Raw genomic sequence first — 24,608 nt, forward strand, 5'->3', positions numbered from 1 at the left:
TATGGAAGAGGCTATTGTTGTTGGCTTCGTCATAATTCTCAGCGTCGTCACCGATGTGCTCATCTACGGGCTCTCGAGGATACTGCCGAAGAGGAATCCCACCGACCTCAAGTACCTCCGATGGGAGTCCGGCAACGTGTCGGTAGGACTTCCAAAGTACGTTCTGCCAATGCAGTACTACGGATTTGTGGTACTTTTCATGGCCTTTGAGCCGGTGGTGGTGCTCCTGCTGCTATTTGCCGCGTTTCCTGGAGTTGACTACCTTAAGTTGCTTGCGATATCCATGATCGCTCTCCTTCCGGGATTATACTTCGCGTACCGCATATCCTCTGATGCAGCAAACAGGAGGGATGTGTATGGATGAAATGATAGAGTTCCTTCATAAGGGTCCTCTTGCACCCATCAAGAAGTGGGGTACGAAGTGGAGCATCTGGCCGACCCATCTCGTCACCGCATGCTGCGGTGTGGAACTCGCGCACGCCTTCGCGAGCGGGTATGATGGTGAGAGGCTCGGTGTTCTCAACTTCGGAATGGCGAGGCAGACGAACTGCATAGTCGTCGAGGGTGCGATAACGAGGAAGATGGCAAGAGTGCTGAAGATGACCTACGAGCAGATGCCCGATCCCAAGTTCGTGATCGTGATGGGTGTGTGCGGTATAAAGGGTGGGCTGTTCTGGAACGGCTACAACATGGTGAAACCCTTCGAGGTTGTGCCGGTCAAGTACTTCGCTCCCGGGTGTCCTCCGACTCCAGAGTCTCTGCTGAGGTGCTTCAGGGCACTTCAGGATGAGATCGTAACCGGTGAGGCGAAGAACACCATCATCTATCCCATCCTCAAAAGGGAGGAGGTTGAGGGTGAGAAGGGGAGGAAGAAGAGGCCCAAGCGAGTGCCACCCTCTCCCAAATACGTGGCTGAGAATCCCTCCGTTGTTGTGGACGTTGACAGGAGTGACAGGTGGAAGGAGGGGGAGGAGTTCAGGAAGAAAGTTTCTGACATCCTCGGGGAGCTTGCCAGGAAGGTGACAATAACCGGAAGGAACAGGATCAGCGTCAGGGTGGACAGGGAGAACTTCGTCGAGGCCGGAGAGAAGATGCTCGAGGCGGGATTTGATCACGTGAAGTCAGTGAACGTCATCGACGTTCCGCACGAGAGGAAATTCATAATCGAGTACACTGTGTCGAGCTACCTCAGGCCGGAGTTCGTCAGACTCCTCGTGACACTCGTTTCGGAGGTCGACAGGGATGACGCCATGTTCCCGAGCATGATCGACGTGTGGCCATCCGCAGATTACCTCGAGAGGGAGCTTCACGACCTCTTCGGCGTGTGGTTCGACGGCAACCCCTGGATGGGCAGGAACTTCCTGCTCGCCCCAGACACACCCAAGAATCCGCTCAGGAAGGACTTCAGGCTTGAACAGGAGGTCTACATCGGAGGTGATGGTAAGTGAGGGAATACGCGATTGACGTTCCCGTGACCCCTCCCAAGGAGTACGAGGCTTACTTTGTCCCGGTCCCAAAGGAGTTCTTAGAGGATGCTTACAGAAGCGACGATTTCGTCGTGTTTACCGGTCCGCAGCACGGTGGAAGCGGGCACATGAGACTGATCGTCAGGGTCAAGGGTGACTTTATCGAGGAGGTGATCCCCGATCCCGGTTACGTACACAGGTCGATGGAAAAGCTCGCAGAAACGAAGCTCTACATTCAGAACATCCCCCTGTTCGAGAGACCCTCGATAATAGACTTCGGAAACTACAACCTCGGTTACGTCAGGGCAATCGAGGAGGCCCTCGACATAGACGTCCCGGAGAGGGCGAGGTACATCAGGACCCTGCTCGCTGAACTCGGGAGAATCGGCACGCACCTGTACGATGCGGGAATTCTCGCCGTCTTTCTCGGACACACCACGGGATTCATGTGGCCGTTCGCCCTGAGAGAGTACATAATCGAGACGTTCATCAGGATCACAGGTACGAGAATTACCGGCTCGTTTATAGTTCCCGGTGGTGTGAGAAGGGACATTGACCAGAAGACCCTCGACATGATAAAGAGGATGACCTACGCGATGGAGAACAGGCTGAAGAAGTTTGAAAGGGTTTTCATAAAGAACCCAACCACGATAGCGAGGCTCAGGGAGGTGGGCGTGCTCACGAAGGAGGAGGCTGTGAAGTTCGGCGTCGTTGGCCCCTTCGTCAGGGCCTCAGGAGTTGAGTACGACGTCAGGAAGATAGATCCCTACGAAGCGTACAGCGAGATAGACTGGGATATGGTGGTGGGTTACGACGGAGATGGGTACACGAGGTTCCTCGTGAGGGTTGAGGAGGTCGCTCAGAGCCTGTCCATGATCAGGCAGCTGGTGGACAACATGCCCGAGGGTGACGTGCTGAGCGACGACATAATCGCGTTCAACAGAAAGGACATCAGAGGTAGCTTCTTTGAGGCCTACGCAGACTTGGTGCTGCCAGAGGGTGAGTTCACGACACTCACGGAGTCTGCGAGGGGAACGCTGCTCTTCAGCATAGTGAGCGATGGAGAGTCAACCACCCCTTACAGGGTCAGGATAGTGACACCGGGATGGATGTACCTCAAGGGGTTCATGGAGGCCTGCAAGGGGCACAGGCTTGCAGACCTGCAGGCGATATACGGTAGCTTCGGGTACTTCCCGCCCGAGGCGGACAGGTGAGGTGGTGAAAATGGCGGAATCCGAAATTGTTTTCACGATCCTTGACAAGATCCTCGGAATATTCACGAAGAATCTGGTCAGCATTCCGGCAATCAACCCGCTGGTCGAAAGACTGCTCGACATACCTTTCCTCAACGTGCTCGTGGCGTTTCTGCTCTGGAAGCCGATATTCCACGTGCTGATTCTTCCAGGACTCATAGGGATGACTCTCGTGCTGCTCTTCATAATCTACTTTGAAAGGAAAATAACCGCGAGGGTTCAGTGGAGGGTTGGACCGAAGGAGGTCTCGAGGAGAACCGGAGGAATCATTCAGGCACTTGCGGACGGTATGAGGTACTTCTTCCAGGAGGTCATAGTCCACAGGGACGCACACGCGTTCTACTTCCTGCAGTTTCCACTGATATCCTTCCTTCCAGTCCTCCTGCCGCTTCTGTTCCTGCCGGCCGGAGGCACTTACGGTATAAAGAGCCTTTATGCGATTCCGATAGCGATGGCACTGATCTCCCTCATACCGGTGTTCATCATAGCAATGGGGTGGGCCTCGAACAGCAAGTTTGCCTACATAGGCAGTGTGAGGGAGGCTTTCATGTACTTTGCCTACGAGATACCCTTCATAGTTGCCGTGATCGCGATGATTCTGGTTTATCAGACTGCTGACCCGTTCGAAATCGTGGCAAGGCAGAGCGTGCCGGGATTTGTCCTCAACCCGATCGCCTTCCTCGCGTTCTTCATAACCGTCCTGATAGCCACATCCAGACTTCCGTTCGACATACCCGAAGCGGACCAAGAGGTCGCTTTCGGACCTTACGTGGAGTACTCGGGGATCCTGTTCGGCCTGGTCATGATGCTGCCGTACGAAAAGCTCTACCTCCTGTCAATGCTTTCGGTGATACTGTTCTTTGGAGGATGGAACGGGCCAGCCATAGCGCCTCTCGGGGACCTCGCTCCGGTGATATGGTTGTACATTAAGACTGTAATCTTCATGTGCGTCGTCTCGCTCGCGAGGTCGATCTACGCGAGATACAGGCTCGACCAGACTCTCAGGCTTGGCTGGAGCGTGATAATGTCAATGGCGCTGATAGCGCTCTTCATTTCAGCGGGGTGGGTGGCATGGTTAGGGTTGTGAAACCTCCCGAAAAGAACCTGATCAGAAGTGCAGTCGGTCATCTCAGGGCCATAACTGAGGTTGCGAAGGAAGCGGTCAGTCCGGGTACGATCACCATTCACTACCCGAGGGAGAGGAGGAAGCTCCCCGACAACTTCAGGGGGCTGCTGCTGTTTGAAAAGGAGGACTGCATAAGCTGTTTCAGGTGTGCCCACATCTGCCCGGCAAATGCGATTCAGATGTACGCTGACGATGCGGGCAGGTATTACCCCGGAATTGACTACGCAAAGTGCATCCTGTGCCACTTCTGTGTCGACTCCTGCCCGACTGCAGCGTTAAAACCGTCAAGGATACACGATGTGGCGTTCAAGGATGTGGACTCAATGGAGATAACGCCGGATCAGATGGAGAACGAGCCCGAGATTGTCAGGGAGGACGAGAAGACCGTCGAGTACGACTTCGAGGGGGACATCAAGCTGATCAAGAGGAAGGAGAGGGAGAGACTCACAGTTGAGATTGAAAAGCCAGACAGGCCGAGGTTCTTTGCCGTTCCGGAGAATCCAGAGAACTGCATAGGGTGCAGGCTCTGCATGCTCTCGTGCCCGGTGGATGCGATCTCTTCGAAGCTCGAGGGAACGAAGGTATCTCTCGAAACTGACTACGAAAAGTGCACCGGATGCGGTATATGCGTGAGGATCTGCCCAACCGAGGTGCTCGTGCTCGTTCCCGTGAAGGAGGTGAAAGAATGACGATCCCGAAGGGCTGGGTGAGCATAGACTTCAGAGAGCTCGAGGACCTCCCGTGCCTGAGGTATGCAGAAAAGCCGGACAGGTCGAGCAGCTGGAAGCTTCTCAAGGAGAAGGTTGTTGATACCGGAATCTGCAGTCACTGCGGAACGTGCACGATATGTCCCGTGGACCTCATAATCCTCGAGGACAGACCGGTGGACTTCGATCCAAAGAAGGGGTGCATGGGCTGCGGCGTCTGCGTTGCTGTCTGTCCGAGGTACAACTACAGGCCGATAAGCGGTCTCGGAGAGTTCATTGAGGCTGTTGCAGGGAAGTCGAAGAGGTTCGTCGGACAGGACGGTGCGATGGTGTCGGAGTTCATGGCGACAGCCCTCGAAATGGGTGAGATTGAGGTCGCCCTGTTTGTGGCGAGGGACGAGATGTTCAGACCCTACGTCGTGCACGTCAGGGATCCGGACGAGCTGCTCGATCAGAGAATAACCGGCACGAAGTACAGCTACGCCAACGTCATGCCAGAGATGCACAGGATAATAAAGAGGGTGGACAGCGTGGGGATAATAGGAACTCCGTGCATGGTCTCCGGGCTGAGGAAGCTCCAGAACAAGGTTCCCCTTTACAGGAAAAAGGTGAAGCTCGCAGTCGGTCTGTTCTGCACGGAGAACTTCTACTGGCACGAGCTCTACGACTTCCTCAAAGAGAGAGGAGCGGATTTGAAGAATGCCGTGAAGACAGACATAAAGAAGGGTAACTTCATCGTAACGTTCAGGGACGGGTCTGAGTTCACTATCTCTGTCAAGGAGATGGAGGAGATCGTTCCGAGCGGATGCCACGTGTGTCAGGACTTCTCGGCGATTGAGGCGGACGTTAGCGTGGGAAGTGTAGGAAGCAAGGCGGGATTCTCGACCGTGCTCATAAGGAGCGAGACGGCAAAGAGAATCTACGACTACATGCTTGAGAAGGGATACATAGAGACTGGGGAGGCGAAGCTGAACGTCGTGCAGAAGCTCTGTGACTTCAAGGTGAAGATCCACCCCTACACGCCTGAAAGCGAGGGGTGCGAGGCAGAGGAGAGCGGTGAGAAGGAAGGGTAAATCTTTTATTCACTCGTTTTCATAATTTTATACCCGCCGTTGCGGCCAGAGGCAGCTCTGGCTACGCGATGAAGGGCCGTCGGCAAGCCGCCAATTACAATTTTACAGGTCCGTTGGTATGTCCAGGAACTCCACCTCAAGCCCGAGTTTGTCCTCCACGACGTTCATCAGCGCCCTGATGCCGGGAGTCTCGCTGCTGTAGTGTCCTAAGTATATCACGTTCATTCCTCCATCTTTGGCCGTGTGGTATGCCGAGTGCTCGATCTCGCCGGTTATCAGCAGATCCACGCCGCTCCTCATTGCCTCCTCTATGTACCCCGCACCCCTTCCCGAGACTGCCGCGACCTTCTCCACGATGTCGTCTCCGAACTTCATGTATCCGACTTCTCCAAACCTCTCCTCGAGCTTTTCCAGAATTTCCTCGAACTCGGCGCTGGTGTATCCTGCGTAGCCTATTTTTGTCCCCCTGTACTCTCCGAACTCCTCTTCGGGCTCCACACCTATGCCCCTCAGAATCATCGCGTTGTTGCCAATCTCCGGATGTGCGTCAAGGGGCAGGTGGGCAGCATACAGGGAGATCTCGTTTTCGAGCAGAAACTTGAGCCTCTCCCTGATCAGCCCTGTAACCCTCTCGATTCCGTTCCATATGATGCCGTGATGGCAAACGAGCATGTCTGCCTCGACCTCGACGGCATACATGAAGCTCTGCATGGATGCGTCCACCGCAAAGGCCACCTTTTCGACGCTCTCCGAACCCTCAACCTGGAGCCCGTTTACGCTGCTGTCGGGATATGCTGAGATGTTCAGGTAGTCGTCCAGAAATCCAACGACGTGCCGGAGATCCATGCTTCTCATATTCTGGCCAAGTTAAAAAACTATCTGAAGTTATTAGGGGTTAGCGATATATACGTGAGGATTCAACATGTCATTGAGGTGAAGGAAATTGGTTGATGAATCACAGGTTGTGGAACGGCTGAAAAAGGTCATGGACCCTCACACGGGACAGAGTGTGTGGGACATGGGCCTCATAGAGGACCTGAAGGTTGAGGGCAGCGAAGTCAGCCTGACGTTTCGGCCCTCATCTCCCTTCTGCCCCATCGGACAGCAGCTTGCGTTTGCCATAAAGAGGAGTGTGGAGGAGCTGGGCGTAAAGGCGAAGGTGAAGGTAGTCGGGTACGTGAAGGAGAAGGAGCTCAACGAAGTGCTGGGGAAGTGATGTCATGCCCGAGAAGCTGGATGTTCGGGGCCTCCCGCACCCCGAAAGACCACCGCTCATCATGCAGAAGCTGAAGGAGCACGGAGAGGTGGAGGTGCTGGTTGAGGTGGAGCCAAAGCCGTTGATGAGCATGCTGAAGCAGCAGGGCTATCAAGTCGAATCCAGGTTCGACGGGGAAAAGTGGGTGGTCCGCATCTGGAGGGAGTGAATGTCCACGGTTGTCTGGAGAAACCTCCCGCTCAGGTTCCTGTACTCTGGACTTGCGTACCTGATCGTTTCAGCACTCATCGGAATTCTCAACGTTTTTGGCTACCCGTACAGACCCATTCACTCTCACCTGATGCTTGCCGGTTTTGTGAGCCTCACGATAGTGGGCTCCATGTACCAGCTCGTCCCGACAGTCACAGGCACGGAGCTCAGGCTCAGCCGGCTTGCAGAGCTGAGCTTCTTTCTGATAAACGCTGGCATCATACTGCTTCTGGCATCATTTTTCGGCGTTCTTCCCTTCAGCGTTTCCGGGGCGGTGTACCTGCTCGGAGCGCTGACCTTTGCGGCGGCAATCTTCTCAACGCTGCTCGGGATGAAGCTTAAGAGCGTTGCCGTGCCATTCTTCGGAGCGGCGATAGTTTTTTACATTTCCGGGATTCTCTACGCAACTCTCGGTCTTGCCGGTGTGATCCCCTTCAGGATTGCGGTTCACAACCACCTGCTCACCGCTGGGTGGATCGGGCTGACGACGTTTGGCGGACTTTACGAGCTCTTTCCAATGCTCGCACTCAGGAAGCTCAGAAGCCAGAAGCTGGCGTGGCTCACGTTTCCGCTCGCAACTCTCTCGCTCGTTGTGATGCTGTACGGCCTGCAGACAGATCAGGGTTATCTCGTTGCCGCAGGTGGTGCCGGCTACGCAGCTTCATTTGCGGTGATGGTTGTGAACCTTCTCGCGACACTCATCAGCAAATCGGAAACTCCGGCGCCACTCGACATAAGCGTGAAGTTCTTCGTTCCTGCGCTGATTTTCGGCCTTGCTGGAGTGGTGGCGGGGCTGACGTATGCTGACAGATTTCTGCACTCTCACCTAATGCTCGCTGGCTGGATAACGCTCACGATAATCGGGGCGGAGTATCACATAATACCCATGATCACCTGGATGGAGAGGTACTCGGATAAGCTCGGGATCGAGAGTGTGCCGATGATAGGTGAGCTATTCAACCTCCGGCTCGGAGAGGCGCTTCTTGCCCTGTCCGTGATCGGAACGACAGCTCTTCTCATCCCGCCACTTCGGGCAGCAGGTGGTTTGCTCTTGTTTGCAGCCTTCTTGGCGTTTTCATGCGACATGGCCATGGTTCAGAGGAGGTAGTTGTAGATGAGAAAACTTTAATGATTTTTTAACCCACATGGCTCGATGACCTGCAGGCACTGCGGAAAGTGCTGTGTCGAAATGGGGACGAGGATATACGCCACGCCCGATGACGTGAGGAGGTGGATCAGGGAGGGGAGGACTGACATTCTGAAACATGTCATGGTTTACCACTATTACGACATATTTGAGGGAGATGTGATAGAGGGAGGAGAGCTGTGGTTCGACGAGTACGGAAACAGGCTTGAAAGGTGCCCGTTCATTGATGAGCGGGACGGAAGGATTTACTGCAGCATACACGAGACCAAGCCCCAGCAGTGCAGGGAGTACAGGTGCTGGTGATTCTGCCCACCCTGTCAACACCAGTGTGCAGGTTTTTGCATAAATTTTTAATCATTAAAAATTTAAAAGTGTGATTCATGGAAGCAGATGCCCGCGGGCACGTGCATTTCACGAGAGCCGAGAAGATAATCGTGCTCATAGCCGCAGCGATAGGGTGGTCGCATGACGCCGTTGGACTGACTCTGCTGAACTTTCTGGCTGAGCCCATAATGAAGGAATTCGGAGTTTCCACGCTCGAGGTCGGATTCGTTTTCTCCGCGCAGTACATCCTTTCCATTTTTGGCGCGATGCTGTTCGGGGAGCTCGGTGACAGGTTCGGGAGGAAAAACGCGCTCATACTCTCGATCCTGTGGGTCGTCATTTTCAGTGTTCTCTCAGCACTTGCACCGAACTTCTGGACTCTCGCGGCCCTCAGGCTGATATCTGGGATGGGAGTTACGTGGGGACTCGCGTTCACCTACGTCTCGGAGGTCTACTCTCCGAAGAGGAGGGGGCTGTTTGGCGGGATCATCCATGCCACGTTCATATTCGGGTTCATAATATCTGCCCTATCTGTGTCATACATCTACCCCCTCTACGGGTGGAGGGCGAGCTTTCTCGTAACACTCTACCCGGTTCCGTTTCTAATCCTCTTCGCGAAGTACCTGCCCGAATCGAGGATATGGGAAAAGCACTCCAGTGAGGAGGAAGTCAGCCGGATAAAGCTGAGGGAAATCGCGAGCAACCGGTACCTGCTGAAGCTGATGGTTCTGAGCACGTTCCTCTTCTGGCTTGCAGAGTTCGCATATCACGCGGTGGTTGACTGGTCCCCAACGTTCATCATAAGGCAGTTCGGGTACTCTCCGGAGGAAGCAAGCAGACTCGTGATGAAGATCTCGCTGGTCGCGCTCGTGGTCCTTCCCCTGTTCGGCCTTGCCAGCGATTACATAGGCAGGAGGACGAGCTTCGCAACTTCAGCCGTCCTCGGGCTCATCGGCTGCGTGATGCTCGGCTACTTCACGCTGGTGGACTTCAACCTGGTCATGGCCATGGTGAGCCTGTTCATAATTCCGCTGGGATTTGGCTCGCACGCCCTTTTTGGGGTGTGGAGCAGCGAGCTGTTTCCAACAAAATACAGGGCCACGGCCACGTCAGTTATCTTCAGCGTGGCGAGGGGGCTGTCCTTCGGTGGACTGATAGTCGGGTATGTGGCGACGTTTGCGGAGCTCATTTACGGAATGCTTCTGGGAGGTATTGCATTTGCGCTCATGGCAGTACTCCCCTGGCTGCTTCCTGAAACAAAGGGCAGAAATCTTGAGGAGTTCTGAGAGGTGGTGGTGTATGAACGGGGCTGAGCTTGTTGCCAAGGCAATAGTGAGTGAGGGTGTAAGGAGTGTGTTTGCGCTTCCGAGCGGGGAAATTCTTCCCCTGTGCGAGTACCTCAGTGAAGAGGGAGTGGATGTCGTGTTTGCCAGACACGAGCAGGCCGTTGGTAATATGGCCGATGGGTACGCGAGGGTCACGAGAAAGGCAGGAGTTGCGATTGTTCCAACAGGCCCTGGACTTGCGAGCCTCATGCCTGCCCTCGCCCAGGCTTATTACTCCAGCACACCCATGGTGGCCATAGCCGGACACTCGAAGTTTGAGAACCTCGACAGGAACGCGTTTGAGGAGATCGAGGGGTACAGGTGGGTCGACAAGTATGTGAAGTGGGCGAGAATGCCGGTCTTTCCGGAAAGGCTTCACGAGTACGTGCAGGATGCGTTCAGGCATGCGATGAGCGGAAAATTCGGCCCCACTCTTCTCGAGATTCCCAAGGACGTTCTGAACGCGGACTTTGAGGGTGACGTGGCGCTGCCTCCCCCTGAAAGGTACAGGTTCACCGGAAGGGTTGTTTGCGAGCCTGCTTACGTTAAAAAGGCGATCGAACTCATCAGGTCTGCTGAGAGGCCCGTGATGGTCGTTGGCAGCGGAGTCTACTGGTCTGGCGCGGAGGACGAGGTGAGGAGGCTTGCTGAGCTGCTTTCCATCCCCGTTGCCGTGAACGGCATGGCGCTGGGGTGTCTCCCCACGACCCACCCGCTGTACATTGGTCCTGCGCCGGGGAACTTGATTCTCAGGAACGCCGACCTGGTTATTGTGATCGGCACGAGGTTGGACGAGTTCCTCGGGTTCGGCAGGCTCTTCGCGGAGGACGCGAAGGTAATCCAGGTTGACATAGACTGGCATCAGATCGGCAAAAACAGGCAGGTGGAACTCGGGATCGTCAGCGACGCAAAGGCGTTTCTCCTCGCGCTTCTCGAGATGGTGGACGAACCCAGAAGGTTCGACAGCTGGGCATCTGAGGTGCGGTCGATCGCCGGGGAGGTCATGTCCTCTCTATCTCGACCGTCCGGAGGTGGTGAGGGTGTGAAGCCTCAGGAGATGATGAAAATTCTCTCCGGCATAATTTCCAAGGACGACATCGTTATTCTCGACGGAGGGGAGACAACAGCCTGGGGCATGCTGCTGCTGAAGGCAGAGAGAGTCGGCAACGTCTTCAACTCGCAGGGTGAGCTCGGACACCTTGGAGCGGGAGTCCCAATGGGTATAGGAGCAAAGTCAGCAAATCCGGAGAAGAGGGTGTTCGTCGTAACCGGTGACGGCAGCTTTCTGTTCAACGGGATAGAAATCGACACAGCTGTAAGGCACGATCTGCCCCTGACGGTCATAGTAGCCAACGACAGCGCGTGGGGAATGGTCTGCCACACGCGTTACCTCTCCACGGGTTCGAAGGAGAGGGCATGTTTCGGAACGATCCTCAACGAGGACGTGAGGTATGACAGGTTCGCTGAGAGTCTCGGAGCGTACGGAGCCCTCGTGGAAAAACCCGGTGAGCTGAGGGAGGCTATTATGGAGGCAATTCGCTCCGGGATGCCTGCGGTCATCGACGTCAGAATATCGCGGGATGAGCTCTCTCCGCTCGCCTACATGCTCGCGGGAGTTGAGGGCTGATGACGGTTCTCGTTACAGGGGGGACGGGTTTCCTCGGCTCATTCATTGCGAGACACATCTGTGACTCTGGCGGGAATCCCGTGCTCATGGACACGCACCCCTCTCTCTGGAGGCTCAGAGGGTATGAGGACCGCGTGGTTGTTGAGCAGGGGAGCGTGACGTCATGGGCTGACCTTGTGGATGCTGTCAGGAGACATGACGTTACCGCAATCGTTCACACCGCTGCCGACCTGTCATTAAGGGCGGAGAAATCGAGGGTGGAATCCTTCAGAACAAACGTTGAGGCAACTCTGAACGTACTCGAGATCGCGAGGATGTTCGACATCCAGAGGGTTGTGTTCACCAGCAGCCTCTCCGTCCTCGGGCGCAGAAGCGTGCCTGTGGCCGAGACATCTTTCAGGGATCCCTCGACGTTTTACGGCTCCACCAAGGCGTGCTCGGAGATTCTCGGTAGCTACTACTCAAAGGCTCACGGTATTGAGTTCGCGGCCGTAAGGTTTCCGACGATCGTCGGGCCCTACAGGCGGGGAGAGGGGGCAATGGTGGCAGTGTCGTCTTTCATCGACGAGGTCGTAACGTCAGGGAAGTCCACGGTTACCTTACCTCCCGAAGCCGCGGTTCCGCTGCTATACGTAAAGGATGCGGTCAGGCTCGTCCACCTGATGCTCGAATCTGAAAGGCGATTGAGGGACATATATGTCGTCGGGGGCGTGGTTCTCTCTGTCGGGGAGCTCGTTGAGGCTGTTAAAAGAGCCGTTCCCGGTGCGGAGATTGACTACCGTATTGACGACGCGTCGAGGAGAATCGCCGAAGAGTGGGTGGAGCTCACTGAAATGGCAGTGAAGAGCGGTCTGATCGAGCGGTTTAGGCGGATAGATGATTTCAACTGGAGTATTGAGTTCGACAGTGTGGAGAAGATGGTCAGCGACCATGTGGCGACACTGAGGCGGGAGGTGAGCGTGTGAGGGCCCTCGTCGTTGGAGCGGGCCTGATGGGCAGGGGAATAGCGATCGAAGTATGCAGAAGGGTCGAGACGGTGACACTTTTTGACGTCGATGAGGGTGCACTCAGATCGGCGAAAAGGTGGATCCAGGCATCTCTCAAAACACTCGAAAGCCACGGCCTTGCGGAGGAGTCCATGATCGACAGGATCGAGTTCACGAACTCCATGGAGCAGTGCAGTAATGTGGACATCGTTTTCGAGGCTGTGCCAGAGGACGTGTCGCTTAAAGGGAGAGTGCTCGGCAACATCGAGAGGACTGTCGGAGAGAGCGTGCCCATATGCACGAACACGTCCGTCATAAGGCTCAGCGAGCTCGCCCGCTTCCTTGAGCGGAGAAGCAGGTTCCTCGGGGTTCACTGGATGAACCCTCCTTTCGTTATGCCCCTGGTCGAGGTCGTGGTGACGGACGGGACGGATAGAGGGGTGGTGGATTTCGTCAGGTCGTTTCTCGAAGAGGTGGGAAAGACGGTCGTCGTCTGCAGGGAGCTCTCGGTCGTAAACAGGTTCAACGCTGCGGTCCTGAGCGAGGCGCTCAGAATAATGGAGAGCGACGAAATGTCTCATGAGGATATCGATGCGGTGTGGAGACACCACCTTGCGGTCCTGTATCTGCTCTTCGGGCCGTTTGGCAACCTCGACTACATTGGCCTCGACACGGTCATGCTCGCCTTCAGGCATCTTGTTTCGGGGGACGCAGAACCCCCCGAGTGGCTCGCTGAGAAGGTCAGGAGGGGAGAGCTCGGAGTAAAGACCGGCAGCGGGATATACAGGTATGAGGGAGCGCCCGAGGAAGTGTACTCCGTGAGGGTGGAGAAAATTCTCAGACTCTTCGAGTTTCTCAGGAAAACGGGAGAGTGAGGTGTTGGGTTGCAGGAGCTGTCAGTCAGCATCGCCCTCGCCCTGCCGGTGTTCATAGCCTTCAACGTCCGTGTCGTCACGGGGTTCGGGAGCGCGATACTGCTGTCCCCACTGCTGTCGAACTTCTTTCCACCAAAGGAGGTGGTCGTGCTGATGATCCTCATGGAGTCGCTGATCAATGCGGTATTCTTTGTGAGGGAGCGCGTAACCTTCAGGCTTGTGGAGGTGTACTCGGGTGGCCTGGCGGGGATACTCCTGGGGATCGCTCTCTTTGCGGTCATCTCGCAGAGGCTGACGGGAATGGCCATAGGTGTTGGCATGGCCGTGATTTCAGTCCTAATGCTGGTGGGCGTGAGATTCAGGGTGAGGAGGGAGAGAGTGCTCCTCTTCCTCTCCGGAATTGTAAGCGGAGTTATGGGGGTTCTGACCGGAGTCAACGGACCGCAGATAGTTCTCGCGCTCAGCAACCAGGGGTACAGTGCCGAGTCCGTGAGGTCGTTCATCATAGCATATCTGATGGTCATCGATACCGTAATCCTCCTTGCCTTTGTGTTCCTCGGATATGTTGGCGAGAACGTCCTCAGAAATTTCCTGATCTTCTCACCGTCGGTGGTTCTCGCCTATTTCACTGGCAGAAGGCTGCTGGGCATTGTTGATGATGGCACGCTCAGAAGAGCAATGCTGCTGGCCGTGCTTGTTTCCTCCGTGATACTCATCGTCAGGTATTCGGGGGTGTGATGGGTGTTCTTCAGAATATCGTCAGTCGGGGAAGTTCTGTTTGGCAGGGGTTCCATTTCTGAGCTCAGGGGTGTGGTGGACTCCCTGGGTGGTGGCAGAGTTCTGGTCGTTACCGGGAAAACGACCGGCAGAACTGTCGTGAGGAGACGCGTGATTCCCGTTCTGCAGGGCATTGAGGTTGATGTGTTCGATCACGTTCCTCCAGAGCCGGGAGAGGACGTGGTGGAGGGTCTGAGGACCGTCATGAGGTCGGGAGAGTACAGCATCGTGATTGGCGTGGGTGGCGGGAGCGTGCTCGACGTGGCGAAGATCTCGGCATGCACGTTTGCTGAAGACAGGCCACTCGAAAGCTACGCTGGCACGGACATGCCTCACAGAAACGTGGGACTCATCCTCTGCCCGACAACTGCGGGAACAGGCTCGGAGGTCACGAATCTGGCGGTGATTGAGCTGAAAGACATGGGGATCAAGCACGTGTTCGAGGGCAGGTCCATGTATGCCGACTTTGCAGTGGTCGATCCGGATCTCACCCTGACGTTACCGAGATCAGTAACAGTGAGTTCAGGGCTGGATGCGCTGTGTCACGGCATCGAGTCGCTCGTCTCTCTCAGGGCGAGCCCGTTTACGGAACTTCTCTCCATCAGCTCGGTTGAAAGGATCGGCAGAAACATAGCATGTGTTGCCGAGAATGGAGGTGACGGGGTGAGAAGGGAGGAAATGTCGCTTGCATCTCTGTTTGCCGGGTTTGCGTTCAACAACGCCGGAACCGTCCTTGGACACGCTCTCGGTTATGCCCACTCCCACATCCACAGAATGCCACACGGGATATCGGTTGCGGTAACAATGCCTTACGTTCTCCAGTTCAACGCGGCCGCGTGTCCTGAAAAGCATGCCACGATCGCAAGGCTGCTTGGCGCGGATGTGAACGGCATGGACGTGAGGGACGCTGCGCTGATGGCTGGACGGAAGTTTGCGGAACTGCTAAGCGAGCTCGACGCCCCGTCAAACCTCTCGGAGCTGGGAGTGGAAGAAAGCATGGTTCCGGAGATTGTCGAGAGGGTTTTCATGAGCAGCAAGCACGTGATGAGAAATCCGAGGCCCGTTTCAAGGGAGGAGCTTGAGGAGTTAGTCAGGAGGGCTATTCGGGGTGATCTAAGCTGATTTTTTCCTGAATATCACCGAAAATCCGTTAACGGTTATCGCATCCACCTCGAGCTCGTAATCGCTGGAGTAGTACTTGTCGTGTACGTGCCTTATCAGGTCGAGGTGTATCTCCGAAACCTTAATGCTCCTCATGTCGTGGTAGAACACGAAGTTCAGGCTGCTTCCGAGCTTCTGGACCTCCATGTGTTCTCCCCTGTTGAGAATTGTCCACAGCCTCTTCAGGTTTTCGAGAAACTCCTCCAGACTGAGCTCGCTCAGCGGCTTTTTTGAGAGGTACTTGATGGCCATCTCTATCATGCTCTCCTGAACCGCCTTATCGACAAAGCCCTCGGCCAGTCTGGTGTAGTGGTCCTTCGCGCACAGGGTGAAGTTGAGTTCCCTCACGAACCTGAGCAGAGCCAGATCTTCCTGGGAGAGCAGCCTGTCCTCCTCCATTCGGACGAGCGTATCTATGGCCGCCTCTATCACGGCACTCACGGTTCTGTACTTGCCCTTGAGCTCTTCGATTTTCCTGTAGGTTTCGGGAGAAACAGTTGTGTGGAGTCTCACCTTTCGCATGGGTTCTCTCAATAAAGGAATGTCTTAAACCTTGTGCCTATCGGATTTTTATTTTCAATTCGGATTTATTTCAGAAAACACGCCGGGGGTGGGACTTGAACCCACGCGTGCCTTACGGCACACGGGCTCTCCAGGCCCGCGCAGTGCCTCTCTGCCACCCCGGCACAGCCAAGACTTGTTGGGCTGGCAGGTTTATCAAACTTTTGGTAACCCTTACTTCCGCCACGACTTTCGCAGCCCGGCCAATCCTGAGTCTCCCGGGTTCAAAAATTAGAAGGTGTCAGAACACCCTGAATGTCTCTTTGGAAACGCTGCAGAGAGGGCAGACGTCCGGGGCATCTCCAACAAAAACGTATCCGCACGTTGGGCAGACGTAGATCCTGTCCTCAAACGCCTTGTCTCTCCCGCTTTCCACGAGAACTCTGAGCTTTCTGTACACTTCCGCGTGCACCTTCTCGGCCTCCATTGCCCACCTGAACGAGGTCGCCGCTCTTCTCTTGTTCTCCTTTATCGCCTCGTCGTAGTATGCGGGGTACATCTCCTCCACCTCGAACGTCTCCCCCTTCTCGGCCTCCTCTATGTTGGCCATGGGATCTTCGACGTCCTTCAGGTTTTTCAGATGATTTTTCGCGTGGATGAACTCCGAGAAGGAGAAGGCCTCGAACACCCTGGCCAGGTTTCTGAGCCCCTTCTCTCTTGCCACCTCTGCGAATATCCTGTACCTCACGCTTGCCTGACTCTCTCCCGCAAACGCGCTTCTGAGGTTATCCTCCGTGGGCATAATCTCACCTGATTGATTGTTAACGATACCGGGATATATAGTTTTTGAACTCAACCAATGAGTTCGAGAATTTTACCCGCGACCTCTCTGTACGCATCGTCGGTGAACTCCCTCTTGTATTTCTTCAGCAGGACGGATAGCTCACCGTGGCTCATCAGCCCGAGCCTGGTGTTCAGGTAAACCGCGAACTGCGTGAGGTTGGAGGGCCTGCTTCTGTAAACGCTCCTTTCAAAGTCGATGAACACCACTCTGTCCGAAATTATTATGTGCCTGTCGGGGTGGTTCATCTCCTCTTTCTGAATTCCGAGCCTGTCGAGAACTCTGCATATCTCAAGCATTCTCTCCACGTCTCTCCTCTGCAGAGACCTCAGGCTTTTTCCGATCTCACGCCCTTTCACGTACTCCATCTCTATCTCAAGCTCGGAGCACCTTATCGAGTACACTCTCGGGACGAAGCTGAATGGCTGGAGCACTGTTAGGATTTGAGCTTCTTTCCAGAAATTGTACCTGAGCTCATTCCTGAACTTCTTCACTATCCGGCCATTTCTTACCGAGATGTGGGAGTGCCGCCCCCTCATACCCTCATCACGTGAACGGTCTCGGCTATCCTCTCGTCAAGGGCGATCTGCGTGTTGCCCACCTGCACGAGGAACGTTGGAAACACCCTGATGACCTTCACCTTTTTTCCGGGGAGCAGCCCTATGGAGATGACCTTCTTGATCACCTCCTCCTCACCGGACAGGTACTTTATCTCTCCCTCCTCTCCCGGCGAGAGCGATGTGAGCCTGACCACGAGGCTTCTGACCTCCTCCTCTCCCCTTATGCAGCACTCCCCCCTCGGAATCTCTCTGCCGTGAGGGCACACTTCCGGATGACCGAGGAGCGTGCAGATTGCCTCCTCGACCTCCTCGCTTATCACGTGCTCGAACCTGCACGCCGAGCTCTCCACCTCGTGTTCGCTCGCCCTAAGAACGTCGTGCAGCAACCTCTCGGCAAGCCTGTGAAGTCTTATGATTTTTCTGGCTTTTTCGAGGCCGGAATCCGTTAGCTTTCCCTCCCGGACGTATCCAAGCCTCTCGAGCTCTTCCATTAGCAGATCGTCGTCGATTGTGAAGTCATCCCTCCCCTCCTCAACCGTTCTGACGTACATCTCCTTCAGCAGGTTCTCTATGTCCTCGCGTCTCCTCACATGATCACCCCTAAGATTATCCTGAGCAGGTACCCGGTAGAGAATGCTATGGTCAGGGCGGTTAAAAATGTGAGCGTCGCAAACTTTGCTCCTCTCTCCTTCACCATGGCGGAGAACTGGGCAACGCAGGGGACGAAGAGCGTGAGGGTTACCATGGCGACAATTGCCTGGGTGTAGTTGAGGAGCCCCGAGGACATCAGGTCGTACAGGCCTGCGGTTCCGTAGTCTCTTCTGAAGAACCCGTAGAGGAACACCTCTGCCATCTTGTCCGGCAGGCCGAGCAGCGCAGCCGGGAATGTCAGGGCGTACGTGACAACGTCGAACACCCCTGTTATTCTTCCGGCCCAGATCGCAACGCTTATCATCACGAAAATCGGAATTACCTCCTTGAAGTACCACTCGAGTCTGGAGATGGTTTTCATCAGCACGTTCGATAGCGAAGGCACTCTTAGGGGAGGTATCTCCATGTAGAACACAGGATTTTCACCGGGCATGTATTTGCTGGCGAGCACACCTATCGCTATCAGGATTCCAAAAACGACGCCTGCCCAGAGTATGAGTGCGGCAAAATCCGGAGCGATTCCGAGCATTATTCCGAGCTGGGCGGAGCAGGGTATTGCAACTGCCAGCATCAGCGTGGCGATCATCCTCTCTCTCCGGGACTCGAGAACCCTGGTGACGATCACGGCCATTGTTCCGCACCCCAGACCGAGAACGAGCGGTATTACTGCTCTCCCGCTCAGGCCAACCTTTTTGAAAAGCCTGTCGAGGAGCATGGCCATTCTCGGTAAGAACCCCGAGTCCTCGAGGAGTGAAAATGCCAGGAAGAACATCGAGACTATGGGGAAGACTATGGCTATTGCGTACCTCAGTCCCAGGGTGATGATGCCGTACTCGCCACCTATCAGCTCTCTCAGCCAGTAGCTGGGAACGCTCGAGATGAGCCATGAGTTCAGCTGCTCGTTTATGTTTTGTTCGTACCAGCTCTCAATGGCATCCACGAAAATCTGGGCACCCAGCACGCCTGCGAAGAGGTAGAGCAGAAGCAGTGCGAGGAACGACATCGGTATTGCGGTTACGGGATTGAGGCTGAGCTCGTTGAGCCTCTCATAGAGCCTCCTTTCCCTCTCCTCGTAGCTAATGACACCGTTTAGTATCTCCTCGGAGACTCTCTGGTAGTCTATCGCAAGCTGAAAGGCCACCGACCTTCCGAACCTCTTTCTGATGCTCTCCAGGTACTCAATGCTGAGCCCGAGCTCCCTGATCACGTCCTCGTCGTTTGCCAGGGCGAGTATGCTGAGAATTCTCCTGCTAACGGTGAGTTCTCCGCTTATTTTCGTTTCCACTTCTCCGACTGCCTTTTCGAGATCGTCAGACAGCCTGAAGATTTTCTTGTTCTGCTCACCTCTGCTGACGTCTCTTATTCTCTCAATCAGCTCGCCAATCCCCTTTCCCTTCGTCGCCACAGTCGCGACCACCGGTATTCCGAGCCTCCTTTCCAGCTCCTTCACATCAATTTTCATTCCTATTTTCTCCGCCTCGTCCATCGCGTTAAGGACAAGTATCACGTTGAAGCACGAGTCAATGAGCTGCAGCGTGAGGGGCAGGCTCCTGTCTATGTTCTTCGCATCCACGACATTGACGACTACCTTAGGTTTGGCTTTCATGAGTATCCTCTTGGCGACCCTCTCCTCCTCCGTTATTGAGAAGAAGGAATACATCCCCGGCAGGTCTGCGATGGTCATCCCGAGGGATTTGATCCTCCCAACCATGATGTCCACGGTGGTTCCGGGATAGTTGGAGACGTCCGCGTATCTACCCGTAAGTCTGTGAAATATGACGCTCTTTCCGACGTTGGGGTTTCCCACGAGCAGCACATCGTAGCAGTCCATGCCATCGCTGGGGGAATGGCAGTGCATGAATTTAGGGCGACCTAAAAACATATAAATTTTGCTAAGGTTCTATCCCCCTGTCGGTGATTTTGAAAAAGCAGTACAGGCCTTCAGGCCTCGATCTGTGCTTCACCAGCCTGGCCACCCTCTCATTCCCGCTTCTCTCGAAGGCGATGATGGTTTTTGAGAGGTGGTCTATGCTCGGACCCCCCAGCGGGCGAACCTGCCCGGAATCAATGTCCGTGAACATCTGGTTTGTGAAGACAACCGCGAGATCGTGTTTTCTCGCGAGACCCAGGAGAAACGTCAGCTGGGAGGTAAGCTCCCTCTTCATCTTCAGCTGCCTTTTCTCGTCTTCCAGCTCGCTTCTGTAAAGGGCCGTGAGGGAGTCAATCACCACGAGCTTCACGTCCTCGCTCCTGACGAGCTTCGAGACCTCCCTTATTGCGGTGCTCTGCTGTCTGAAGTCAAACACCTCGTAGATAAACACGCTTTTTAAAACGTCCCTGTTCTGGAATACCTGGCCTATCCTCTCCCCCGAAAGTCCTTCGGTGTCGATGTAGGCGACTCTGTGCTTCTGGGCAGTTGTGTATGAGAGCATGAGGCAGAACGACGTCTTGCCTGTCCCGCTCTCACCGTAGATCTGGGTTACACAACCGGTCTCCACCCCTCCGGAAAGCAGCTCATCAATGCATCTGCTACCGGTTGAGAGCTTCATCGATTTCCCTCTCGATGGCCTTTCTCACCATGTCAATGCTCAAGCCGGTTTCGATCGCTATTTTTTTCAGGTCATCGAATTCGGGCTTCACGGTTTTGCCGGAAACCTTCACCCTCACCTCGTAGTTTCTTCCCTGCACGTTCACGGTGAGTTTCCTCGTCTCCCTGACCTCTCTCATCCTGTGGTATGAGGGAATTATCCTCACGCCTATGGTTGTGGTGTGCTCCATCATCCTCTCGGCCACATCCTCTGCCCTGCTGAGGTCGGCTATGGCCCTTATGACGTATGCGGCTCTGCCTTTCTTCCCCACTGCCGGAATTACAGAAACGTCGTGGCTGCACTCCATTATTCTTTCGATCGCAAACGCGAGGTCTTCTCCGCTCATGTCGTCCACATTCGTTTCGACAATCGCCACTGAGTCCCTTTCAAACGAGCTGGCGAGTATGAGCCTGATCACGTTTGGAACGTCCCTTTCGGAGCTGCCGGCACCGTAGCTCACGCTCTCGATCTGGACTGGGCCGAGTGGCTCCCCCTCTGAGAAGTGGGCGAGAATTGCCGCACCAGTGGGAGTTAGGAGCTCACCCGACCCCTCAAACACGAGCCTCAGCCCACTCCCCTTCACGATTTCCAGGGTTGCTGGAGCGGGGATGGGGTACCTTCCGTGAGATGTCTCGACAAACCCGGTTCCTGTCACGATCGGAGTGGTGAATACCCTGTATCCCCTTTCGATCAGCCTGAGAATTCCCGCTGTCGAAGACACGACGTCAAAGATGGCGTCGTCACACCCCACCTCATGGAAAACGGCCTTTCTGTGGTCTCTTCCGTGAACGTTACCCTCGGCGATTGCAAGGCGTTCAAATATCCTCAGGCTCTCCCTCTTTACCCTATCGTCCAGATTTGATTCCGCGATTATTTTTTTCACTTCCTCAAAAGTCCTTGTTCGTTCTTCGGTTTCCTCCACCTCGACAAGGGGTGCACTCACACCCCTCCTGCTGACGTTTCTCACCCTGAGGTTGAGGCTGAGGTTCAGCCGTTCGATAATTTTTTCGAGCTCGTCTTCGGTTAGAGTGACGTTGAGGAGTGATGCGACGATCATGTTGCCGCTCGCACCGCTGAAGCAGTCGAATATTGCCATTCTCATCATACCACCACAACACTTTTTATGCTGTCTCCCGTTTAATTATTACTATGGAAGAGATCACTCTGAAGGTTAATCAGGCTTACCCCAGTGATTCGGGGAGGGGTATAGCCAGACTCGATCCCGAGACGATGTTCAGGCTCAACATATCACCCGGAGACATAATCGAGATAGAGGGCAGGAGAAAGACCGTGGCAAAGGTCTGGAGAGCGCCGAAGAGAGACTGGGGCAAGGGCATAGTGAGGATAGATCGTTTCATAAGGGAGAATGCAGGAGTCAGCATAGGAGACACGGTGAAAATCAGAAAAGCGGATTACAAGATCGCCAAGCAGGTCGTCTTCGCACCTCTGAAGAAGCTCGACTTCAGGATTCTTGGCGGAGACGTGGAGGGCTACCTGAAGCACCAGTTCCTGAAGAGGCCCGTTGTGGAGGGAGACATAATTCCCGTTCTCGGTACGGCCTTCAGCTTTGGCAGACAGCCGCAGCAGGCGGTGCTGCTTGCCGTCGTCAAGACCGATCCAAAGGGGGCAGTGATAATTGACGAGATGACGAAGATGGTGTTCAGGGACAAGCCCGTGAAGGGTTTCGAGAGGTTTGGCAGAGGCGGGATAACTTACGAGGACATAGGAGGTCTGAAAAAGGAACTGCAGAAGGTCAGAGAGGTTATAGAGCTGCCACTCAAGTATCCTGAACTGTTCAAGAGGCTTGGAATCGATCCTCCGAAAGGAGTGCTCCTGCACGGTCCACCCGGCACTGGAAAGACCCTGATAGCGAAGGCGGTTGCGAACGAAATCGGGGCGAGCTTCTTCACCATAAACGGTCCTGAAATAATGAGCAAGTTCTATGGCGAATCTGAGCAGAGGCTCAGGGAGATCTTTGAGGAGGCGAAGGAGAACTCGCCGAGCATAATTTTCATTGATGAGATTGATGCAATAGCTCCGAGGAGAGATGAGGTTACTGGAGAGGTTGAGAGGAGGGTTGTGGCCCAGCTTCTGACTTTGATGGACGGCCTTGAGGAGAGGGGGCAGGTAATAGTCATCGGCGCTACCAACAGGATTGAGGCCGTCGATCCCGCGCTGAGAAGGCCTGGGAGGTTCGACAGGGAGATAGAGATCGGAGTGCCTGACAGGGAGGGCAGGTTCGAGATCCTTCAGATTCACACCAGGAACATGCCACTCGAGCCGGACTACTCTCTCGAGTTCGTCATTCCGGCACTCGAAAGCCTCAGGGAGAACCTGAGGGACAACGGCGATGTGAGGTGGAGGGACATAGACTTCTTCATAGAAGAGGTCCGGGACATGGAGAGGGCCGAGGAAATAAGGAGGGCGGTCGAAAACCTGCTACCGCAGGACCTCCGGGAAGAGCTCTCGAGGGAAGTGGTCAAAGCCATGCTCAGGTATCTCGCGGATCAGACCCACGGTTTCGTCGGTGCAGACATTGAGGCGCTGTGCAAGGAAGCTGCGATGAAGGCGCTGAGAAGGGTGCTGCCCAAGATCGACCTGAACGAGGACACAATCCCACCTGAGATTCTCGAGTCCATAAGGGTAACAATGAGCGATTTCAGGGAGTCGCTGAAGGAGATAGAGCCGTCTGCAATGAGGGAGGTCTTCGTCGAGGTTCCCAAGATAAACTGGAGCGATGTTGGAGGACTTGATGACGTCAAGCGCGAAATCATCGAGGCCGTCGAATGGCCGCTGAGGTATCCAGAAAAGTTCAGGAAGTTCGGCATCAGGCCTCCCAAGGGAATACTGCTCTACGGTCCGCCAGGCACTGGAAAGACGCTGATAGCGAAGGCGGTTGCGAATGAGAGTGAGGCAAACTTCATAAGCGTGAAGGGAAGCGAGCTCCTGTCAAAATGGCTCGGGGAGAGCGAGAAGGCCGTCAGGAAGATCTTCAGAAAGGCCAGACAGGTTGCGCCGTGCATAGTTTTCTTCGACGAGATAGATGCCATAGCTCAGATGAGGGGGATTGACGAGGGTAGCAGGGCGGTCGAGAGGGTTGTCAATCAGCTGCTGACTGAGATGGACGGCCTGGAGGAGCTGGACGGTGTGGTTGTGATAGGTGCGACGAACAGGCCGGACATTCTGGACCCGGCTTTGCTGAGGCCTGGCAGGTTTGACAGGCTCGTCTACGTCAGACCTCCTGACAAGGCCAGCAGGTACGCGATATTCCGGATACACACGAAGGACATGCCCCTCGCAGATGACGTTGACCTCGAGGAACTCGCGACGATTACCGAAGGATATGTGGGAGCTGATATAGAGGCCATCTGCAGGGAGGCGGTCATGCTCGCCCTGAGGGAGAACCTGAATGCTGAGAAGATTGAGATGAGGCACTTCCTTGAGGCCATAAGGAAGATAAGACCAAGCATAACCGAGAGCATGATAAGCTTCTATGAGAAGTTTGAGGAGAGGGCAAAAGAGGCAAAGAGGAGTGAAAAGGCCCTGCTGGGCTACGGTTAGCGAAACTTTTATACCCTTCAAAATTTTATTGATTAGCAGGTGGTGCTGATGGTTTTAGCGAGAGAAATGCTCAACAAGGTTGTGCTGCTGTCTGACGGAACGATCGTGGGGGTTGTGCACACGCTCACGTTCGACTTCAAAACCGGAAGCCTCGTTAACGTGGTCGTCAGGCCCAAGAACGAGGTTGAGGGGTTGAAGAAGGAAGACGGTTACTACATAATTCCGTTCGAAAGCGTGAGGTCTGTGAGCGACTACGTCGTGATAGACAGGAAGAGGATCTGATGAGGGATTACTTCTTCCCACCCCTCGTCCTTCCGCTTTTCCTGCTGCTCATACTTCTACCTCTCTTCCTGCTCTTCTTCGCCTTTTCTGCATCCTCGGCCATATCCATCGTCCTTGACATGCCCGTGAGCGATGCAATGCTCGTCTTCGTCATGATCGCCATAGGCTCACTCATAAACATTCCCCTCTACGAGAAGGAGGGGAGGGTGGTCGAGCAGAGGTACAGCTTCTTCGGATTCATATACACCGTCAGGAGGAGGACGAGAATAGTCATAGCCGTGAACGTGGGCGGGTGCATAATACCCGTTCTGC

The 24,608-nt window shown here is 54.8% G+C and carries 27 protein-coding genes and 1 tRNA gene; 19 read left to right on the forward strand and 9 right to left on the reverse strand.

The annotated features are described in order from the left end of the window. Position 1: 1 nt before the first annotated feature. The 6 genes from ACXJJC_RS02030 to ACXJJC_RS02055 are packed head-to-tail and all read left to right on the forward strand — an operon-like array spanning position 2 to position 5,625. Positions 2–364: an NADH dehydrogenase subunit 3 gene (locus tag ACXJJC_RS02030; protein ID WP_456369024.1), complete on the forward strand. Its 363-nt coding sequence runs from the start codon at positions 2–4 to the stop codon at positions 362–364. Continuing rightward, entirely contained in the window at positions 357–1,448 is a 1,092-nt protein-coding gene (gene nuoB / locus ACXJJC_RS02035; RefSeq protein WP_456369026.1) for an NADH-quinone oxidoreductase subunit NuoB, read from the forward strand. Before ACXJJC_RS02030 ends, nuoB begins: the two co-directional genes overlap by 8 nt. After that, positions 1,445–2,680, forward strand: coding sequence for an NADH-quinone oxidoreductase subunit D (locus ACXJJC_RS02040; RefSeq protein WP_456369028.1), 1,236 nt, complete (start codon positions 1,445–1,447; stop codon positions 2,678–2,680). Before nuoB ends, ACXJJC_RS02040 begins: the two co-directional genes overlap by 4 nt. A 10-nt stretch (positions 2,681–2,690) precedes the next feature. Then, entirely contained in the window at positions 2,691–3,806 is a 1,116-nt protein-coding gene (gene nuoH, locus ACXJJC_RS02045) for an NADH-quinone oxidoreductase subunit NuoH (RefSeq protein WP_456369030.1), read from the forward strand. Next, positions 3,791–4,534, forward strand: a complete 744-nt coding sequence (locus ACXJJC_RS02050; RefSeq protein WP_456369032.1) for a 4Fe-4S binding protein — start codon at positions 3,791–3,793, stop codon at positions 4,532–4,534. Before nuoH ends, ACXJJC_RS02050 begins: the two co-directional genes overlap by 16 nt. Beyond that, complete coding sequence (locus ACXJJC_RS02055; RefSeq protein WP_456369034.1) at positions 4,531–5,625, forward strand: Coenzyme F420 hydrogenase/dehydrogenase, beta subunit C-terminal domain; 1,095 nt, start codon at positions 4,531–4,533, stop codon at positions 5,623–5,625. Before ACXJJC_RS02050 ends, ACXJJC_RS02055 begins: the two co-directional genes overlap by 4 nt. Before the next feature lie 102 nt (positions 5,626–5,727). Here the strand turns inward: ACXJJC_RS02055 and ACXJJC_RS02060 are convergent, their stop codons facing one another. After that, a complete protein-coding gene (locus tag ACXJJC_RS02060; protein WP_456369037.1) occupies positions 5,728–6,471 on the reverse strand; it encodes a Nif3-like dinuclear metal center hexameric protein in 744 nt (247 codons plus the stop codon). Between the two features lie 97 nt (positions 6,472–6,568). Here ACXJJC_RS02060 and ACXJJC_RS02065 point away from each other — a divergent pair, with 97 nt between their 5' ends. The 10 genes from ACXJJC_RS02065 (at position 6,569) to ACXJJC_RS02110 (ending at position 15,273) form a co-directional block, all read left to right on the forward strand. Next, positions 6,569–6,841 carry an iron-sulfur cluster assembly protein gene (locus ACXJJC_RS02065; RefSeq protein ID WP_456369038.1) on the forward strand — a complete coding sequence of 91 codons (273 nt, stop codon included), beginning with the start codon at positions 6,569–6,571 and terminating at the stop codon, positions 6,839–6,841. Positions 6,842–6,845: 4 nt separating this feature from the next. Further along, positions 6,846–7,049 carry a DUF2249 domain-containing protein gene (locus ACXJJC_RS02070; protein WP_456369040.1) on the forward strand — a complete coding sequence of 68 codons (204 nt, stop codon included), beginning with the start codon at positions 6,846–6,848 and terminating at the stop codon, positions 7,047–7,049. Next, positions 7,050–8,198, forward strand: coding sequence for a hypothetical protein (locus tag ACXJJC_RS02075; protein ID WP_456369042.1), 1,149 nt, complete (start codon positions 7,050–7,052; stop codon positions 8,196–8,198). Between the two features lie 45 nt (positions 8,199–8,243). After that, positions 8,244–8,540 carry a YkgJ family cysteine cluster protein gene (locus ACXJJC_RS02080; protein ID WP_456369044.1) on the forward strand — a complete coding sequence of 99 codons (297 nt, stop codon included), beginning with the start codon at positions 8,244–8,246 and terminating at the stop codon, positions 8,538–8,540. Positions 8,541–8,617: 77 nt separating this feature from the next. Next, positions 8,618–9,847 carry an MFS transporter gene (locus tag ACXJJC_RS02085; protein WP_456369046.1) on the forward strand — a complete coding sequence of 410 codons (1,230 nt, stop codon included), beginning with the start codon at positions 8,618–8,620 and terminating at the stop codon, positions 9,845–9,847. A gap of 13 nt (positions 9,848–9,860) precedes the next feature. Continuing rightward, on the forward strand, positions 9,861–11,513 hold the full coding sequence (locus ACXJJC_RS02090) for a thiamine pyrophosphate-binding protein (RefSeq protein WP_456369048.1): 1,653 nt from the start codon (positions 9,861–9,863) through the stop codon (positions 11,511–11,513). Further along, positions 11,513–12,478 carry an NAD-dependent epimerase/dehydratase family protein gene (locus ACXJJC_RS02095; protein WP_456369050.1) on the forward strand — a complete coding sequence of 322 codons (966 nt, stop codon included), beginning with the start codon at positions 11,513–11,515 and terminating at the stop codon, positions 12,476–12,478. Before ACXJJC_RS02090 ends, ACXJJC_RS02095 begins: the two co-directional genes overlap by 1 nt. Beyond that, on the forward strand, positions 12,475–13,374 hold the full coding sequence (locus ACXJJC_RS02100; RefSeq protein ID WP_456369052.1) for a 3-hydroxyacyl-CoA dehydrogenase family protein: 900 nt from the start codon (positions 12,475–12,477) through the stop codon (positions 13,372–13,374). Before ACXJJC_RS02095 ends, ACXJJC_RS02100 begins: the two co-directional genes overlap by 4 nt. Positions 13,375–13,383: 9 nt before the next feature. After that, positions 13,384–14,112: a TSUP family transporter gene (locus ACXJJC_RS02105; RefSeq protein WP_456369054.1), complete on the forward strand. Its 729-nt coding sequence runs from the start codon at positions 13,384–13,386 to the stop codon at positions 14,110–14,112. 3 nt (positions 14,113–14,115) lie between these two features. Continuing rightward, on the forward strand, positions 14,116–15,273 hold the full coding sequence (locus tag ACXJJC_RS02110) for an iron-containing alcohol dehydrogenase family protein (protein ID WP_456369056.1): 1,158 nt from the start codon (positions 14,116–14,118) through the stop codon (positions 15,271–15,273). Here ACXJJC_RS02110 and ACXJJC_RS02115 read toward each other — a convergent pair. The 8 genes from ACXJJC_RS02115 to larC form a co-directional block, all read right to left on the reverse strand. Next, positions 15,265–15,834: a hypothetical protein gene (locus ACXJJC_RS02115; RefSeq protein WP_456369058.1), complete on the reverse strand. Its 570-nt coding sequence runs from the start codon at positions 15,832–15,834 to the stop codon at positions 15,265–15,267. The two genes, ACXJJC_RS02110 and ACXJJC_RS02115, sit on opposite strands and share 9 nt — an antisense overlap. Before the next feature lie 80 nt (positions 15,835–15,914). Then, positions 15,915–15,998 (reverse strand) — tRNA-Ser (locus ACXJJC_RS02120). 116 nt (positions 15,999–16,114) lie between these two features. Beyond that, positions 16,115–16,615, reverse strand: coding sequence for a rubrerythrin family protein (locus ACXJJC_RS02125; protein ID WP_456369060.1), 501 nt, complete (start codon positions 16,613–16,615; stop codon positions 16,115–16,117). Positions 16,616–16,665: 50 nt separating this feature from the next. After that, positions 16,666–17,193: a hypothetical protein gene (locus tag ACXJJC_RS02130; RefSeq protein ID WP_456369062.1), complete on the reverse strand. Its 528-nt coding sequence runs from the start codon at positions 17,191–17,193 to the stop codon at positions 16,666–16,668. Continuing rightward, complete coding sequence (locus tag ACXJJC_RS02135) at positions 17,190–17,804, reverse strand: metal-dependent transcriptional regulator (RefSeq protein ID WP_456369064.1); 615 nt, start codon at positions 17,802–17,804, stop codon at positions 17,190–17,192. Before ACXJJC_RS02135 ends, ACXJJC_RS02130 begins: the two co-directional genes overlap by 4 nt. Further along, complete coding sequence (feoB, locus tag ACXJJC_RS02140) at positions 17,801–19,723, reverse strand: ferrous iron transport protein B (RefSeq protein ID WP_456369066.1); 1,923 nt, start codon at positions 19,721–19,723, stop codon at positions 17,801–17,803. Before feoB ends, ACXJJC_RS02135 begins: the two co-directional genes overlap by 4 nt. Positions 19,724–19,757: 34 nt before the next feature. Continuing rightward, a complete protein-coding gene (gene radB / locus ACXJJC_RS02145) occupies positions 19,758–20,414 on the reverse strand; it encodes a DNA repair and recombination protein RadB (RefSeq protein ID WP_456369068.1) in 657 nt (218 codons plus the stop codon). Next, positions 20,395–21,555 (reverse strand): nickel pincer cofactor biosynthesis protein LarC, encoded by a 1,161-nt coding sequence (gene larC / locus ACXJJC_RS02150; RefSeq protein WP_456369070.1) that lies wholly within the window; start codon positions 21,553–21,555, stop codon positions 20,395–20,397. The genes radB and larC overlap by 20 nt, the downstream gene beginning before the upstream one ends. Positions 21,556–21,602: 47 nt before the next feature. Between larC and ACXJJC_RS02155 the strand changes: the two genes are divergently transcribed. The 3 genes from ACXJJC_RS02155 to ACXJJC_RS02165 all read left to right on the forward strand — a co-directional run. Continuing rightward, the gene (locus ACXJJC_RS02155) at positions 21,603–24,014 is read left to right on the forward strand and encodes a CDC48 family AAA ATPase (protein WP_456369072.1); all 2,412 of its coding nucleotides are present in this window, start codon (positions 21,603–21,605) and stop codon (positions 24,012–24,014) included. A gap of 48 nt (positions 24,015–24,062) precedes the next feature. Beyond that, on the forward strand, positions 24,063–24,296 hold the full coding sequence (locus ACXJJC_RS02160; protein ID WP_456369082.1) for a PRC-barrel domain-containing protein: 234 nt from the start codon (positions 24,063–24,065) through the stop codon (positions 24,294–24,296). Continuing rightward, a partial coding sequence (locus ACXJJC_RS02165) for a DUF1614 domain-containing protein (RefSeq protein ID WP_456369074.1) occupies positions 24,296–24,608 on the forward strand: 313 nt, incomplete at its 3' end. The genes ACXJJC_RS02160 and ACXJJC_RS02165, both read left to right, overlap by 1 nt.

Source organism: Geoglobus sp. (genome assembly GCF_054018175.1).

Excerpts from the sequence above, each read along its gene's own strand:
- ACXJJC_RS02030 (WP_456369024.1), top strand. The coding sequence starts at position 2 with ATGGAAGAGGCTATTGTTGTTGGCTTCGTCATAATTCTCAGCGTCGTC.
- nuoB (WP_456369026.1), top strand. The coding sequence starts at position 357 with ATGGATGAAATGATAGAGTTCCTTCATAAGGGTCCTCTTGCACCCATC.
- nuoH (WP_456369030.1), top strand. The coding sequence starts at position 2,691 with ATGGCGGAATCCGAAATTGTTTTCACGATCCTTGACAAGATCCTCGGA.
- ACXJJC_RS02050 (WP_456369032.1), top strand. The coding sequence starts at position 3,791 with ATGGTTAGGGTTGTGAAACCTCCCGAAAAGAACCTGATCAGAAGTGCA.
- ACXJJC_RS02055 (WP_456369034.1), top strand. The coding sequence starts at position 4,531 with ATGACGATCCCGAAGGGCTGGGTGAGCATAGACTTCAGAGAGCTCGAG.
- ACXJJC_RS02060 (WP_456369037.1), bottom strand. The coding sequence starts at position 6,471 with ATGGATCTCCGGCACGTCGTTGGATTTCTGGACGACTACCTGAACATC.
- ACXJJC_RS02070 (WP_456369040.1), top strand. The coding sequence starts at position 6,846 with ATGCCCGAGAAGCTGGATGTTCGGGGCCTCCCGCACCCCGAAAGACCA.
- ACXJJC_RS02075 (WP_456369042.1), top strand. The coding sequence starts at position 7,050 with ATGTCCACGGTTGTCTGGAGAAACCTCCCGCTCAGGTTCCTGTACTCT.
- ACXJJC_RS02080 (WP_456369044.1), top strand. The coding sequence starts at position 8,244 with ATGACCTGCAGGCACTGCGGAAAGTGCTGTGTCGAAATGGGGACGAGG.
- ACXJJC_RS02085 (WP_456369046.1), top strand. The coding sequence starts at position 8,618 with ATGGAAGCAGATGCCCGCGGGCACGTGCATTTCACGAGAGCCGAGAAG.
- ACXJJC_RS02090 (WP_456369048.1), top strand. The coding sequence starts at position 9,861 with ATGAACGGGGCTGAGCTTGTTGCCAAGGCAATAGTGAGTGAGGGTGTA.
- ACXJJC_RS02095 (WP_456369050.1), top strand. The coding sequence starts at position 11,513 with ATGACGGTTCTCGTTACAGGGGGGACGGGTTTCCTCGGCTCATTCATT.
- ACXJJC_RS02115 (WP_456369058.1), bottom strand. The coding sequence starts at position 15,834 with ATGCGAAAGGTGAGACTCCACACAACTGTTTCTCCCGAAACCTACAGG.
- ACXJJC_RS02125 (WP_456369060.1), bottom strand. The coding sequence starts at position 16,615 with ATGCCCACGGAGGATAACCTCAGAAGCGCGTTTGCGGGAGAGAGTCAG.
- ACXJJC_RS02130 (WP_456369062.1), bottom strand. The coding sequence starts at position 17,193 with ATGAGGGGGCGGCACTCCCACATCTCGGTAAGAAATGGCCGGATAGTG.
- feoB (WP_456369066.1), bottom strand. The coding sequence starts at position 19,723 with ATGCACTGCCATTCCCCCAGCGATGGCATGGACTGCTACGATGTGCTG.
- radB (WP_456369068.1), bottom strand. The coding sequence starts at position 20,414 with ATGAAGCTCTCAACCGGTAGCAGATGCATTGATGAGCTGCTTTCCGGA.
- larC (WP_456369070.1), bottom strand. The coding sequence starts at position 21,555 with ATGAGAATGGCAATATTCGACTGCTTCAGCGGTGCGAGCGGCAACATG.
- ACXJJC_RS02155 (WP_456369072.1), top strand. The coding sequence starts at position 21,603 with ATGGAAGAGATCACTCTGAAGGTTAATCAGGCTTACCCCAGTGATTCG.
- ACXJJC_RS02160 (WP_456369082.1), top strand. The coding sequence starts at position 24,063 with ATGGTTTTAGCGAGAGAAATGCTCAACAAGGTTGTGCTGCTGTCTGAC.